9 protein-coding genes and 1 pseudogene are annotated in these 15,287 nt (G+C 38.8%); 7 read left to right on the top strand and 3 right to left on the bottom strand.

Annotation, left to right across the window (positions count from 1 at the left end; all coding sequences use genetic code 11):
* The first annotated feature begins 133 nt into the window (after positions 1 to 133).
* The 7 genes and pseudogenes from hsdR (at position 134) to ACRWQL_RS01140 (ending at position 11,554) form a co-directional block, all read left to right on the top strand.
* Positions 134 to 2,602: an EcoAI/FtnUII family type I restriction enzme subunit R gene (gene hsdR / locus ACRWQL_RS01170; protein ID WP_434951846.1), complete on the top strand. Its 2,469-nt coding sequence runs from the start codon at positions 134 to 136 to the stop codon at positions 2,600 to 2,602.
* A gap of 137 nt (positions 2,603 to 2,739) precedes the next feature.
* Positions 2,740 to 4,226: pseudogene (locus ACRWQL_RS01165) on the top strand (N-6 DNA methylase).
* Positions 4,226 to 6,112 (top strand): restriction endonuclease subunit S, encoded by a 1,887-nt coding sequence (locus tag ACRWQL_RS01160; protein WP_434951844.1) that lies wholly within the window; start codon positions 4,226 to 4,228, stop codon positions 6,110 to 6,112. The pseudogene ACRWQL_RS01165 and the gene ACRWQL_RS01160 overlap by 1 nt, the downstream one beginning before the upstream one ends.
* A gap of 2 nt (positions 6,113 to 6,114) precedes the next feature.
* Positions 6,115 to 8,346: an McrB family protein gene (locus ACRWQL_RS01155; protein WP_434951842.1), complete on the top strand. Its 2,232-nt coding sequence runs from the start codon at positions 6,115 to 6,117 to the stop codon at positions 8,344 to 8,346.
* Positions 8,347 to 8,352: 6 nt separating this feature from the next.
* Positions 8,353 to 8,889, top strand: a complete 537-nt coding sequence (locus ACRWQL_RS01150) for a hypothetical protein (protein ID WP_434951840.1) — start codon at positions 8,353 to 8,355, stop codon at positions 8,887 to 8,889.
* A complete protein-coding gene (locus tag ACRWQL_RS01145) occupies positions 8,852 to 10,969 on the top strand; it encodes a nuclease domain-containing protein (protein WP_434951838.1) in 2,118 nt (705 codons plus the stop codon). Before ACRWQL_RS01150 ends, ACRWQL_RS01145 begins: the two co-directional genes overlap by 38 nt.
* A 66-nt stretch (positions 10,970 to 11,035) precedes the next feature.
* The gene (locus tag ACRWQL_RS01140; protein WP_427759101.1) at positions 11,036 to 11,554 is read left to right on the top strand and encodes a 5-methylcytosine restriction system specificity protein McrC; all 519 of its coding nucleotides are present in this window, start codon (positions 11,036 to 11,038) and stop codon (positions 11,552 to 11,554) included.
* Between the two features lie 523 nt (positions 11,555 to 12,077).
* Here ACRWQL_RS01140 and ACRWQL_RS01135 read toward each other — a convergent pair.
* From ACRWQL_RS01135 to ACRWQL_RS01125, 3 genes are read right to left on the bottom strand one after another with little or no spacing between them, the layout of a single operon-like run.
* Positions 12,078 to 13,400: a zonular occludens toxin domain-containing protein gene (locus ACRWQL_RS01135; RefSeq protein ID WP_434951830.1), complete on the bottom strand. Its 1,323-nt coding sequence runs from the start codon at positions 13,398 to 13,400 to the stop codon at positions 12,078 to 12,080.
* A complete protein-coding gene (locus ACRWQL_RS01130) occupies positions 13,400 to 13,795 on the bottom strand; it encodes a DUF2523 family protein (protein ID WP_434951829.1) in 396 nt (131 codons plus the stop codon). Before ACRWQL_RS01130 ends, ACRWQL_RS01135 begins: the two co-directional genes overlap by 1 nt.
* The gene (locus tag ACRWQL_RS01125) at positions 13,792 to 15,198 is read right to left on the bottom strand and encodes a hypothetical protein (protein WP_434951827.1); all 1,407 of its coding nucleotides are present in this window, start codon (positions 15,196 to 15,198) and stop codon (positions 13,792 to 13,794) included. The genes ACRWQL_RS01130 and ACRWQL_RS01125 overlap by 4 nt, the downstream gene beginning before the upstream one ends.
* Between the last annotated feature and the right edge of the window lie 89 nt (positions 15,199 to 15,287).

Raw genomic sequence — 15,287 nt, 5'->3', positions numbered from 1 at the left:
AATGTTTAGTCAACATCACGTTTTTACATTTTTAAGTTCTGTATCTGCATGTAATCATTGGTGATACTCAGACTTTGTGGCAAAATCATTTATATTGCAGTTTGATGTTGTGCTAGAAGGATCTAGATCTCGTATGAGTATCAATAAAGCCAAGCTTACCGAAACCGATATTATCTCTAAATACATCATGCCAGCTATCAAAAACGCTGGGTGGGATGATATGTCGCAAATTCGCCAAGAGGTGAAATTGCGTGACGGTAAAGTCATTGTGCGTGGTCAATTGGGTGTGCGTAAAACGGTTAAGTCTGCTGATATCGTGCTGTATCACAAACCCAGTATGCCGCTTGCTGTTATCGAAGCTAAAGCAAACAAGCATGAAGTGGGTAAAGGCATGCAACAGGGGCTAGATTATGCCCGTTTGCTTGAAGTTCCTTTTATTTTTGCCTCCAATGGCGATGGCTTTATCTTCCATGATAAAACCAAGCTCGGGACTAGCGAAGCGCACCAACTCGAAACAGAAATCCGCTTAGTAGACTTTCCATCACCACAAGAATTATGGAATAAGTACTGCGTGTGGAAAGGTTATACCCAAACCCAATTACCTATTATCAATCAAGAATATCATGATGATGGCACGGGTAAGCACCCTCGTTATTATCAACTGCAAGCCATTAATAAAACCATTGAAGCTATTTCATCGGGTAAAGACCGCGTGTTACTTGTCATGGCGACCGGTACGGGTAAAACCTACACCGCATTTCAAATCATCTGGCGTTTATGGAAGTCTCGAGCCAAGAAGCGCATCTTGTTTTTAGCCGACCGCAACATTTTGGTAGACCAAACTCGCATTAATGATTTTCAGCCCTTTGGCACTTCAATGACCAAAATCACTGGGCGCACGGTTGATCCTGCATTTGAAATTCATTTAGCCTTATACCAAGCATTAACCGGCCCTGAAGAAAGCCAAAAAGCCTTTAAACAAGTCGACCCAGACTTTTTCGACCTAATCATTATCGACGAGTGCCACCGTGGTAGCGCTTCAGAAGACAGCGCCTGGCGTGAAATTTTAGAATATTTCAGCAGCGCGGCCCAAGTTGGCCTTACCGCCACCCCTAAAGAAACAGATCAGGTATCAAACTCTGACTACTTTGGTGAGCCTGTCTATACCTATTCACTCAAAGAAGGCATTGAGGATGGATTCCTAGCGCCCTATAAAGTGGTGCGCGTCGATATCGATGTTGATTTACAAGGTTGGCGCCCCACAAAAGGCCAAATCGATAACAATGGTGAAGTGATAGAAGACAGAATCTATAACCAAAAAGACTTCGACCGCACCATGGTAATTGATGAACGCACCCAATTGGTTGCCGAAACCATTACCAACTATTTAAAACGTACCGACCCGATGGCCAAAACTATCGTGTTTTGTAACGATATTGATCACGCCGATCGCATGCGCCGTGCTATTGCTAATCTTAACCCTGAGCAAATGGCCAAGAATGAAAAGTACGTGATGAAAATCACCGGTGACGATGAGCTTGGCAAAGCGCAGTTAGACAACTTCATTAATCCCAAAAAAGCCTATCCTGTTATTGCAACCACCTCAGAACTAATGTCTACAGGGGTAGATGCTAAAACCTGTAAGTTAGTGGTGCTGGATCAAAACATTCAGTCCATGACCAAATTTAAGCAGATTATTGGCCGAGGCACCCGTATTGACGACCGATACGGCAAGCTGTGGTTCACCATTCTGGACTTTAAAAAAGCCACCGAATTATTTGCCGACGAACGCTTTGATGGGACACCAGAAAAAATCATTAAAGTGACCCCTGAAGACATCGAAGATGAAAATGTTGATATTGACTCTGTTGACGACGATCTAAATGGTAATAACGGTGCGGCAGACAATCAAGGTGACTACCAAGATGATGAATCTGATGCGACTCAAAATGACACGATAAATAATCCTCAAGGCGATGGTAGCTTTGACGATGGTGAATGGGACGAAGGTGAAACCCGTAAAATCAACAAGTACCGCGTGTCAGGTGTGACTGTCAGCAAAGTGGCTGAACGAGTGCAGTATTACGAAAGCGACGGTAAATTAGTCACCGAATCATTTAAAGATTACACCCGCAAAACCATGGCTAAGCAGTTTAGCTCACTCGATGAGTTCGTTAAGCGCTGGAATGAATCTGATCGTAAACAAGCGGTAATTGATGAACTGGCACTGGAAGGTATTATTTGGTCAGCTTTAGAGGAAGAAGTGGGTAAAGACATGGACCCTTTCGACATGATTTGCCACGTGGTGTACGACCAACCCCCATTAACTCGAAAAGATCGCGCAAACAATGTGCAAAAGCGCAATTACTTCACCAAATACTCAGACACTGCACAAGCCGTACTGCAAAATTTACTGGTAAAATATGCCGATGTCGGCGTGCAAGAAATTGAAAACATGCAAGTGCTTAAAGTCGCGCCGTTTACCGAGTACGGCAATTTGAGTGAGATCGTTAAAAAAGGCTTTGGCGGCAAACAAGAATACGAGCAAGCCATCAGTGAATTAGAAGCGCAGATTTATCAAATTCATCAGCAATCAGCCTAGCATCTGTTCTTGCATAAGCACTTTGGCAAAGTAGGTTGAATAAGCGCTTAATATTAGCTCTGTTTGTTAAAAATAAGACACAACATCATTTTATACTGCGGCCAATAACAGCCGCAGTAACCATTTAAGAGAATACTATGTCTATCAGTTCAGCAATTAAATCCATCCAAGATATTATGCGTAAAGATGCCGGTGTCGATGGCGACGCCCAGCGATTAGGGCAAATGTCTTGGTTGCTATTCTTAAAAGTATTTGATGCCCAAGAACAAGAGTTAGAGCTAGAACTAGACGATTACCGCGAGCCAATCCCTGAAGCGTTTTTATGGCGCAACTGGGCGGCAGATAATGAAGGCATTACCGGTGATGAGTTACTTGATTTTGTAAATGATGAGCTATTCCCACAGCTTAAAAACCTCACTGCACCAATAGATAAAAATCCCCGTGGTTTTGTGGTAAAAGCGGCGTTTTCTGATGCGTTTAACTACATGAAAAACGGCACGCTGTTACGCCAGGTGATTAACAAGCTTAATGAAATAGATTTTACCGATTCAAACGAGCGCCACTTGTTTGGTGATTTATACGAGCAAATATTAAAAGACTTACAAAGTGCCGGTAATGCTGGGGAGTTTTATACCCCGCGCGCCATTACTAAGTTTATTGTTGCAGTCACCGACCCAAAACTGGGTGAGTCGATTATGGATCCTGCGTGCGGTACCGGCGGCTTTTTAGCTTGCGCTTTTGACCACGTTAAAGCCAACTACGTTAAAACAGCAGACGACCATCAAACCCTGCAACAACAAATATTTGGTGTCGAGAAAAAACAACTACCGCATTTATTGTGTACCACCAACATGATGTTGCACGGCATTGAAGTACCAGTGCAAATTAGGCACGGCAACACCTTAAACAAACCCTTTCAAGTTGGGACGAGCAAGTTGACGTCATTATCACCAACCCGCCATTTGGTGGGACTGAAGAAGACGGCATAGAAAAGAACTTCCCTAGCGAGTTTCAAACCCGCGAAACCGCCGACCTGTTTTTACAGCTAATTATTGAAGTATTGGCAAAGAATGGTAGAGCAGCGGTAGTGTTGCCAGACGGCACCTTGTTTGGTGAAGGTGTTAAAACCAAAATCAAAAAAATGCTAATGGATGAATGTAATCTACACACCATAGTGCGTTTACCTAATGGGGTGTTTAATCCTTACACCGGCATTAAAACCAATATTTTATTCTTCACCAAAGGCACGCCAACTAAAGACGTGTGGTTTTACGAGCATCCATACCCAGCAGGGGTAAAAAATTACAACAAAACCAAGCCCATGCGCTTTGAAGAGTTCGAAACAGAGCTTCAATGGTGGGGTAATGAGGCCGACGGCTTTGCATCGCGGGTTGAAAACGAGCAAGCCTGGAAAGTGTCGATTGAAGATATTATTGCGCGTAACTATAACCTCGACATTAAAAACCCTCATGTGGGCGAAGTTATCAGCCATGATCCACAAACGTTGCTAAGCGATTACGCCAAACAACAAGCCGATATTCAAGCCCTGCGTGATCAACTAAAAGGTATCTTGTCTGCTGCACTATCGTCACCTTCGGCAGTATCAGACGGTGAGGGCAAGTAATGGCTGATCCAATGTTAAACCGTCATTCCAGTGAAGACGGGAATCTAGATAGCACTTCTTCAGAAAGCTTAATCACCAACCATATTAATATTTGGACGACCGCCATTGAGCGAAAATCCTCTGTAGGTCGTGGAACCTCAAAAAAATTCAGTTTGTATGGCATCAAAAAACTGCGTGAGCTGATTTTAGAACTCGCCGTGCGCGGTAAATTAGTGCCGCAAGATGTTAATGACGAACCCGCTTCAGTATTACTTAAACGCATTGCTGCTGAAAAAGCACAATTGGTTAAAGAAGGTAAGCTGAAAAAACAAAAGCCTTTGCCAAAGTTAAAAATTGATGAGGTTGACTTTAATCTACCTGTTGGTTGGGCTATTGCTTATATTCCAGAGGTAGTCGCTTACGACAAATATGCAATCAAAAGAGGTCCATTTGGTAGTGCTTTAAAGAAAGCCTACTTTGTATCTGATGGCGTAAAAGTGTATGAACAACAACATGCCATAAAAGATGATTTTGCTTTAGGTGAATATTACATTACCGAAGAAAAGTTTAAAGAGCTTAGTCCATTCGAGGTTAAACCAAATGACTTAATTATTAGCTGTTCTGGTACAGTCGGAAAGGTAGCTGTTGCTCCTGAATGGATGCATAAAGGTATTATCAACCAAGCGTTATTAAAAATAACTTTAAACCAAGCTGCATTAACTAATGCATATTTCAAAATACTTTTTCCTGCTTTTTATATGCAAACAGTGACCTTGAGCGATCTTCAAGGAACAGCTCAAAAGAACATGGTTTCGGTAGATACACTAAAAAACGAACCATTTCCTTTTCCGTCACTCGAAGAACAACACCGCATCGTCGCCAAAGTCGATGAGTTGATGAGCTTGTGTGATGCCCTCGAAGCGCAAACAGAAGCCAGCATTGCGGCACACCAAACCTTAGTCGAAACCCTACTGAATGCACTGCTACTGCCTAACATCACTCAGCAAAAAGATAGCCAATCAGCCAGCCCTGAGCCTGCACTTAATGATAGCTTTATAGACAGCTGGCAACGTGTCGCTGAACACTTCGACACGCTATTCACCACAGCAGCCAGCATCGACACCCTAAAACAAACCATCCTCCAACTCGCCGTCATGGGTAAGTTGGTACCACAAGATCCAAACGACGAACCTGCTACTAAGCTACTAGAGCGTATCGCAGCCGAAAAAGCTCAACTGATTAAAGACGGTAGAATCAAAAAACAGAAAACACTTCCCGTCATCACCGACGAAGAAAAGTCATTTGAATTACCTAATGGATGGGTTTATACAAGGCTAGATGAACTTTGCTTGTCTGTAAGCTCAGGCTCTACACCTCCCAAATCCGAATTGAACGAAACAAGTGGAATACCGTTCTTGAAGGTCTATAACATCCAAAATCAAGTAATAGACTTTGAGGAACGTACTTTATTTGTATCAGAAGGTTCACATTTAGGTAAGCTAAAACGTTCAATATTATATCCTGGAGATGTAGTCATGAACCTTGTTGGGCCACCGCTCGGTAAGATTGCGATTATTCCGAATACCTACCCTGAATGGAATTGTAATCAAAATATTATTTGTTTTCGACCACTAGAAATTAGACTTAATTTGTATATTTATACTTATTTGACGGCACAAATTTTTCTAAATCAAATTGAGCTCGTAGGTTCCGCTGGCCAAGATTTTATTTCGGGAACAAAAAGCAGAGCTATAGTTTTGCCTTTCCCTCCACTCGAAGAACAGCACCGCATCGTCGCTAAAGTTGATGAGCTAATGACCCTTTGCGACCAACTTAAAGCCCGTTTAAGTGACGCCCAAACAACTCAACTCCACCTCACCGACGCAATCGTCGAACAGGCGATGTAACAATGTCTGATGAAAATATCGTATACAGTCTAGATGTAGCGAAAAACCTTACTAAAGATCAGCTTTATCAAAAGATGTATGAAAGCTGGGGGATCACCAATGAAAAAATTGAGGTATGGGGTGAGTTAAGTATTAACGACTTAGGTAACTGGGCAGGGGTTCGTTATGCAAAAAAATTAAGTGACAATCAAGAGATAGAATATCCCTTAGAAGGCTCACAAGATTTACAGTTTGGGGTTTTTTTAAGCCCTGCAGTTGCCAAACTTTTACTAAATGATGAAAAGACGTGCCTAGTTTCATGCGAGCTTGTACTAGCTTATAGAACTCAAAGGGAGAAAAAAGATAACCCCTTTTTACTGGCTGTTAAAGAAGATTCAATTCAGCGGCTAACCCATCTACCGAACTCTATATCGAATTCAGAAAGACTATCTATCATTCAAGATAAAGATAGATTGTTAATCAGTAAGATTATATATGACTCTGAAATACAAAATGTTAAATCTCGGGTCGCTGCGGATACATCAGCATTACTTGAGTCAGTCGAAAATAAAAAATTAGAAATATCAAAAGAAAAAGAAGCGCTAGAAGCTACGCACCACAAAGAAGCTGAGGCGCTTAAAACTAATATTGAACTTCAAAAAATGGAGTTAAATAAATCAATACAAACGCTACAAAAAAACCAAGATAAGAATCAACTGTTAAGTAGTGATAATGCTGAATTAAAACGCTCGATAGATGTTCATAAGAATAATATTGATGATTTGAAGCTACAACAAAAGAAGATAGAGGAAATCATGGCACGTAAAATTGAAAAGCTTACTAACTTCATAGAAGAAAAAGCTGTGTTCCTAAAAACATTTGAATTTATCGATGAAGAAGATTTTGATGATTTTATTCATAAAGTGGATAAAAGTCGTGATACCTCGGAGTTATTGAGTTTTAAGGATGTGTTAAAGGGGGATTATAAACTTGCAGTATCTTACATACAGGCTTATTTGAAAGAGCAGGACATTCTCTATCCCAGACATATCATAGAAAACTACCTTACACTACTAAGGACCAATGACTTAATAATTCTTGCAGGGGATTCTGGGTCGGGTAAAACAAATTTGGTTAATTCTTTTGCTGAGGCTGTTGGTGGTGTATCGAAAATAATTCCTGTTAAACCAAACTGGACTAGCTCAGAAGATTTATTGGGTTATTACAATCCATTAGAAAAGAAATATCTTGCTACACCATTTTTAGAAGCATTAATTGAAGCGCAAAAAAATCCCGATGTGCCGTATTTTATTTGCTTGGACGAGATGAATTTAGCACGAGTTGAGTACTATTTTGCTGACTTTCTTTCAAAGCTTGAAGAGCGCAAAGAGCAACCGACAATAGAGCTTTATTCTGATGATGAAGCTTCGCATGTATTATCAGAATTAAAAGGTGTGAATGCTGTTATCACTTCAGCTCAAGAGAAGTATAGCCAAGGTGGTATTACTGACTTTGTAAGTCTGATGACTGATGAAAACGTAAATGCCGAAATTAAACGCGCCTTTGGTTTTAGTGAAAAAGAATCGCTTATTAAATATCACGGTGAAATTCGTAGAATGCTAGCAGGTATTATTAACACTCCTTCATCGATCACCATCCCTGAAAATGTGAGAATTATTGGCGCTGTTAATATCGATGAGACGACCCATTATCTATCACCAAAAATTCTTGACCGCGCTCATATTATGAAGTTTAAAAGCCCATTACTCAGTGATTGGGATAGCATTCTTAAAGAAGTTGATGCGTATGGGTTTACGGATGTTTCAAAGCCAGTGTTATTTGCCATTGATGAATTAGGCGTTAGAGCACCTTATCCAAAGTATGATGGCAACAATGAGTTCTGTGCACTATTCAAAGCATATAATAGCGATTACTTTCACCCTTTAGGGGTTGAGTTTGGTATGCGAACGATAAGGCAGGGTTTAAACTACTTGGCACTTTTTAAAGATGTGAATGACAATAGTACACAAGCAATAAATAACTTTATAATTCATAAGGTATTGCCAAAATTTACTTTCGATGGAGATAAAAAATCTGGCGGTATGAATAAATTGCAAAGAGTCGCACAAGTTTTTTATCCTGAACTTGAAAAGTTACTTGATGGTATTGAAGGTGAATTTTCTGCACATATAGCACTAAGTGAAATTATTGATAATGCTGAAAGTAATGACAGCATTGTGAACTACTGGGCATAATTCCAGATGTATGCACCCGACTTTGAAATTAAGTACATAGAAACTGTATGGCATGATGAGCAGACGTTAATTAGTTTGGTTGAGTCAATTCATCCATTAAAAATTGAGTTAGGTGAGGCTTTAAATACATTTAAAGCATATACCACTATTTATCCTAAAGTAGATGAGATGGATAAGTGCAATTTAGCCATTCACTTTGATATAGAGCCGGAACTCCCACCTCATATTCTTTCACCTAATGGTGAACAGATCCCATTAATGAAGGTGGTCAACCCACGAACCAAAAAGGTATGGTGGACAGAAGGCTCTGTATGGCTAAAAAAATATAAACGCTGGGGAACACAAGCATTTCGAACAGCGGGGACGCTAACTGTAATTTCTGGTGATGCTACCTTTAAAATATACATTGGGCTATCTGACGACAGTCATAAAGAGCTTGAACGGTATTTAGCGAATTTTAAAGATGATCTCTGGGAACTTATTCTAGATGATAATAGCTATATAGGTGGTAAAGCTAAAAAAGACTCATTCTGGAGGCGTTGATGAATCGACATTAAAAATCATCTCTAACCTATTAGCTCATGCCAAAGTCATCGCTAATAAGCCTAAAGCAGAGCTACGTGAAATACAAAATTTAAAAGAGCGTAAACAAGTCAAACCGGTTCCAAGAACCTTTATGGAACTATCTACTAAAGGTAATGCAAAAACACTGACGAGTCGTGGGACTGAGCCTACTTATAACGTAGTAGAAAATCAATATATTCATTATGTGATAGCCAGCACTTATAAACTTATCAGACAGCTAGTCCAGATATCCTCAAGTAAAGGCTCGCGTTATCAAGGAAATATCGAACAGTTAAATGCGCGATTAGATGCCCTTAAAGATCATAGAACGATTAATAAAGATTTGGTGTATAAAGATTTACATGTACTGCAAAACTTGTGCGATGAACATAAGCTAACAGATGATTTATATTTGCAATTAGATAGAAGTCGATCGAATGACTTTGCTCATAAAATATACATTTACTTTATAAAAGTAACTGGCAATGTGAAAGGTTCCGAAAAAACTTACTTTGTAGAATATAAATATAATGAAACCGATTTTTGGAGTGACAAGAATAATGATCATGCAACAAAATTCTTCGATATATCTGCGGTTCCAGCGCTTGATTTGAAGATAGGTTATGAGTACCAAGTTAATGCGACAGTTGTTCATAATAAAGGCGTCAGTACGAAGGGGAATCGATACGAGCGCTTTGTTGTTCATTACGTGGACTCTATCAGGGTTCTTTCGTCGTCTGAACAGCTTAATCGAAACCGTCAAGATCTGACTAAATATCATTTAGAGGTTAAAACTCTAGAGGCATCAAATTGGATTAGGGCATTAAATAGAGATGAGCTAATAGAACAACAAAAAGAGCGTGATTCAATTCTAAGTCGTATCTGTTTTTTTGAGACCGAATCTGAAAAAGCAAAATCAGTACTTAAGTCGTTAGAACCAAAAATTAAAGCGTTCAAGGTAATTGAAAAATCTTTTAAAAAGATGGGTGTCAAGCTTTCCAGTTCCTTTCCAAATTCAATGACATTCGTTCAGAATCAACATTATCAGTATATGCATGCTGGCTATCGAAAATTAAGAGAGCAAATAGGGCTAGCCGATGATGATTTATTGCTTTCATTAGAAGAAATCGACTCTATTGGACTGATTAACATGCCAATTTTGTATGAACGATGGTGTCTTCTGCAAATTACTAAGGTCTTAATTCAAAACTTTCATTTTTTATGCGATTCAACGTGGAAGCGAAGATTGATAGATATGGTCCAGAACCATAATAAAAACAGTAGACTTACGTTTAAACATAATTTGATGAAGCGAAAGATCCATCTAGACTATGAGCCTTTAATGGCAAATGGTCGAACACCTGATTTTATGTTGACAGTAGGCGCAAAAAACAAAGACAACACCACAATAATTAAAAAGTTTGTTATTGATGCAAAGTACCATTCGTCAGAGTTCCTAGCCTCTGAGGGAGGAATTTCAGGTGTTGTTTGTGAAATGGCACACAAGCGAAATTATAGTGAAAATAATTTGAATTCAGTATTCATAATCCATCCAACGCTGGATGCAATTAAGGCAGCTACTTCGAGTGGTGTATTGTTATCTCCTCAAAAATGGGCTGAAACCAGTTATCTTGGCGAATTGAAGCTATTTGAATGGGAAAACCCAAGGTTTATACATCAATATGGTGCTTTGTCGGCTAATCCTTCAAAGTCTATTAGGTATCTTGACGAGTTTCAGCGATTGATAGGGATGTTCTTACAGTATTCAATTGAAGAAAGCTATAAATGTCAAAGTCATGATGATGTGAACTCTAATAATTTTTGTATGTCTTGTGGCTCTACGGACCTAGTGGATGATATGCCCTTTTCTTATAATGGTAAGTTAAATTCGAAAAAGAAATGGTATACATGTAATAACTGTTCTCATCATACAACTTATAACCATTGCTGGAATTGTCAAACAAGGTTAATAAAAAATGGAGAGTATTGGACTTATCATTCACTGATGCCAATGCAACCGACAAACATTAAATGTCCCAGTTGTGAGTTACCAGTGTGATTTTAAATTCGGGAACTAAACTCTAATTCCACTATTCTCATGAATTACTGATTACATTTAATTATTTTGAGTTATCAATCACCGGTAGCAATGGTTGGTAAGCATAGTGGTTTGTCTTTTTTATTTCCTATGGAGCAATTATTTGAACGCTATGTAGCCAAGCAGCTAAAACGTCAGTTACCTACACATTTAAAGTTAAGAGAGCAGGTGTCTAGCCACTGCTTAACCCACCATAACGGCAATGATTGGTTTAGGCTAAAACCTGACATTGTGGTTTATGATAAATCAAAAGTGGTTACTGTGATGGATACCAAGTGGAAGCTGCTTGATGCTTCACTTAATACTACAAAGCATAAGTACAACTTGAGTCAGTCAGATTTGTACCAGTTATTTGCTTATGGTGAAAAGTACCTTAAAGGCCAGGGTGATCTGTACTTGATTTATCCTAAGCATATTGGCTTTATTGAACCTCTGGCAAACTTCGAATTTAAACCCGGGTTAAGGCTGAATGTGGTGCCGTATGATCTTGAAACAGACGAGTGTCCATTAGTGAGTTTAAAAGAGCCGCTGAGTGTATTTGTATGAATCATATTGTTGAAAATAATCTCGCTGGGGTTCGGAGTGACAGTACCGAAAACTTAAATCTATGGATTCTATTTTTGGTAACTACGAGAGTTTTGAGAAATTTCAACATGACCATTTCAAACGAACAGTTATGACTAATCACAGAACCAGAGTAACGCTTACTAAAACACACTGACAATCAAACCAAAAACATACCACAGGATTTGAAAAAGTCAGGTGGAATAAACTGACAACAAAAAGCGCTCTGAATAGAATATTGCACCAAAGTTGTGCGCTGAAATCGTTTATTTAAATATAACCATCTGATTCTAAATACTAAAAGGCCAGATCCACGAAGTGAGACAAAAGTCATTTGGTATGAGAAACCACAAGATGTAGGGACGTTATAGTAATACACAAATACTTTATTTAACATAATATACATTGTGCGCATTTTTTATTAAATGAAGAATAGAGTAAATAAATATTATCGCTTTGCCTCGTAACGCTGGCTTGCTCAGACTTCGCCGCCAAGCGTTACTCATCAAAGCAATGAAATACTTGGTTTATCTATAGTTTTATAATCATTACTGACAACTTTTGAAGGTTCACATATTGCAGGTATCACAGTTGTTGAAGTTTTAAGTAAAACTAAACAATCAGCTTTATATTCAATTTCAAAACCCATCGCTATTAAATCATCACTATTCACTGAAAATTGACCTTTTTCAGTTTCTAAGTTAAAGAAAAAATCACGTCCTAAAACGAATCTATTTTTATTGTATTTGGTTAAGACACCAGACACATAAACGTTAAAAGCCGAAAAAGGCAAGCCTAGACTATCAGCATAACTGTACACGCTTTTACCAGTTTCAGAAGTAATATCAGCACGATTAGACGTATCAAGAACTTTAACATCATCCCTAGAAATGGCTTTAGATACTTGCTCGTAAGCAATCGGAACAGGGTCATCATCTTGAAACTTACTATTGATAAACCATGCCCAATAACAAATAGAAAAGAATGTAACAATAAGCGCACCGATAACAACAGGGTCTTGTAACGGGGTTCGTCCTTCGTTTGCTTCATTAAATGCACCTGTAGCGGTTGATTTATAAAATTGATGAACTTCAATCGGTACTTTTCTGTGAAAGTAAGTATCGTTTTTTCCGACTGTAGTACCTGTTTTTTTAGGGTGATGCGGAAGTATACGAGGCCTGCGCTTGTAATAAGGTATTACACGACCTACATCATCACAGGAGCGGTGACCATAAGCCTTTTGAGCAGAGCCACGAATAAGACTATGCACTTCGGCTATATCAGGCGTACAAACGATAATATCCCATTGATATTTTCTGTGACGCAGAAAAGCATCTGACATTGAATTCGGATAAATGATTAGACCATTTTCATCAAATAAAGCTTTGCCTAAATCGTCAGTATCACCAGCCTCTAAAGTATCAGGCTTAATTATTGATAACCGAGCATAATATTCATCAATATAAGATTGTGGTAGATGTTCAAATTCATCAGGCTTATGAGCTTTTAATAATTCAGCTTTAAAAGTTTTATCTGTGGGATAAACGCCCTGCACTTCATCTATTAACAATAATGCACCGATTGGCATCCAGTTATAGAAGTTTCTTAATAAAAAAATGCCCTCTTCATTTTGTGATGAAACACGCCACAATTTAGCGGAATCAGGAAACTTTTCACCTAATTCAGTTTCAATGACATCAAGCGGTTTCATACCTTCGATATTAGTTATAACCAAACGGCCAAGGCGTAAAGCTGGAAGTATTGAGTACCAAATTGCGGTTGATGTTTTATATGAACCAGGTTCACCGTGAAATATTGAAATAGCCATTAAATCATCCGAAAAACAATTTTAGTAACATAGGCATTTAAGATCACATTAATAGCGTCAACAATGCGGCATTCAATGGCAAAGGTACGTAATGAAGGAGGCAGCGAATTAAAAGCGGCACCAATAGCCTCAGCAACAGATAAATCTTGCAATATTAGCTGTGCAACATCCCAAGCAAAACGCAAACTAGCAAGGTAAGCATAAGCCTGTAAAAGCATGTAATATTCAACAAACCAAGCCGTGAATCTTGTTACAAAGTCCGGTATCCCTTCGGTAAAGAAATACTCAACAAGACCGAAAAAATCAGTAACAGAATTAGCAAAACCTTCTATACCGTCAGCAGCAAAAGCGCTCGATGATAAGAGTAAACAAAATATAAATATTAAAATTTTCATTCAAAAATAATCCTTGCAGCCATCAAAAACGCTAAAAACATAATGACAGCGCCTATAATCCCAGAATTAGCGCTTAACATATCCCAAAAACCGACATCAAACGTCCCCATTGATAAAACAAGTGAAATAGGTTGATAACCGCCACCAGAGGCATTTTTAACACTAAACAAATCACCAAAACCATTGCGCATCTCTGCAATAAACTGAGAAGCCTCTTCTCTTTTAGATTCAACTTGGGTCTTTAATTCGTCTATATCAGATTGATCAAGCAAATCACAAAATGAGCCTAAATCAGCACAAGAGTATGAACTTGAACCAACAGTAAAATCTAACTTATCATTTAACTTTTTAAGTTCATCAACGACAGGTTTTAAATCAATAGAAGCACCACCACCGCCACCAGTGCCGGAGTCGCCACCGTCAGGAGGGCAATTATCACCTGTGCATGGTTTTGGGTTGTCAACACATGAAGCATGCTCAGGGTTAGCAGTACAAAATTCAGGAGTTGCTTCAACAGGTTTTTTAGGGTCATTACATTCATCACCTGTGCAGGCATGAAAACATAAAAAATCGTTACCTACATAACCGCATTGTTCATCACAGATACCCTGAGACGAGCATTTGTTTTCAGCGGTATCTGTACAGACTTTTAAACCATCATTAACAGCAGCGCATTCATCAGGCGCGACAGGCTTGATAATATCTTCGGGGTCATATTCAGGTGCTTTATTATCAGAATCACCAAAACATGATTGCTCTAAATTGACATGATAAGCACTACCAAATGAGCCTTTAGAATAAGCACAAGATGCGCCAGTAGCGGAATCAGTCTTACAAACTGTTTGAGCAGTATTAGTTAAAGCCGGAAGCATAGAGCCAAGCTGAGATTGGCAATTAGAAGCGTTATCAAGCTCTTGTGGGTTAAAACATTTATCTATTTTCCCGTCATTATTAGAGTCATGACCATATATATAAGATAAGTTTTCATCGGGGGGACAACTAGCAGATTGATCAACTGGGATTGGGTCGGGATAAAAACGTCCAGAGGGAAGGCTTTGAACAATAGTGCTCCCGTCCCAGCTAACAACTTCATTTCTACAGTTGATTATATTGTAATCATAATCGTAAACACCTAACGAGCACGATTTAATCCCAGTGTTAGATTTATATTTATCAAAAACTATGCCAGTACAATATTCAGAAGCTGAAGAAGAACCAGCAGATAAAGAATAGTCAGGTGTGAAAAATGGAGCTTGACCATTAGCATTAGCTGAACATTTATATTTTACTGAAGCTTCTATTTTTGGAGGTAAATAAGTTGAATTATCATAAATACTAGCCTGAACGGTAGAAATGAAAAAGGCTATTACTAACCCTAAAGAAATTAATAATAGCCTATTCATTTTAATGCTTGTTCCTTTTTAACTTACTCTAACGCCAGTGCTAAACCCCTCAACGAAAAAGTAAAATAAGGAGCAAGCAAAAAAAATTG

Origin of the sequence: Shewanella sp. HL-SH4, assembly GCF_051164845.1 — a bacterium.
Taxonomy (GTDB): domain Bacteria; phylum Pseudomonadota; class Gammaproteobacteria; order Enterobacterales; family Shewanellaceae; genus Shewanella; species Shewanella glacialimarina.
This window is presented reverse-complemented; position numbering and strand designations above follow the sequence as displayed.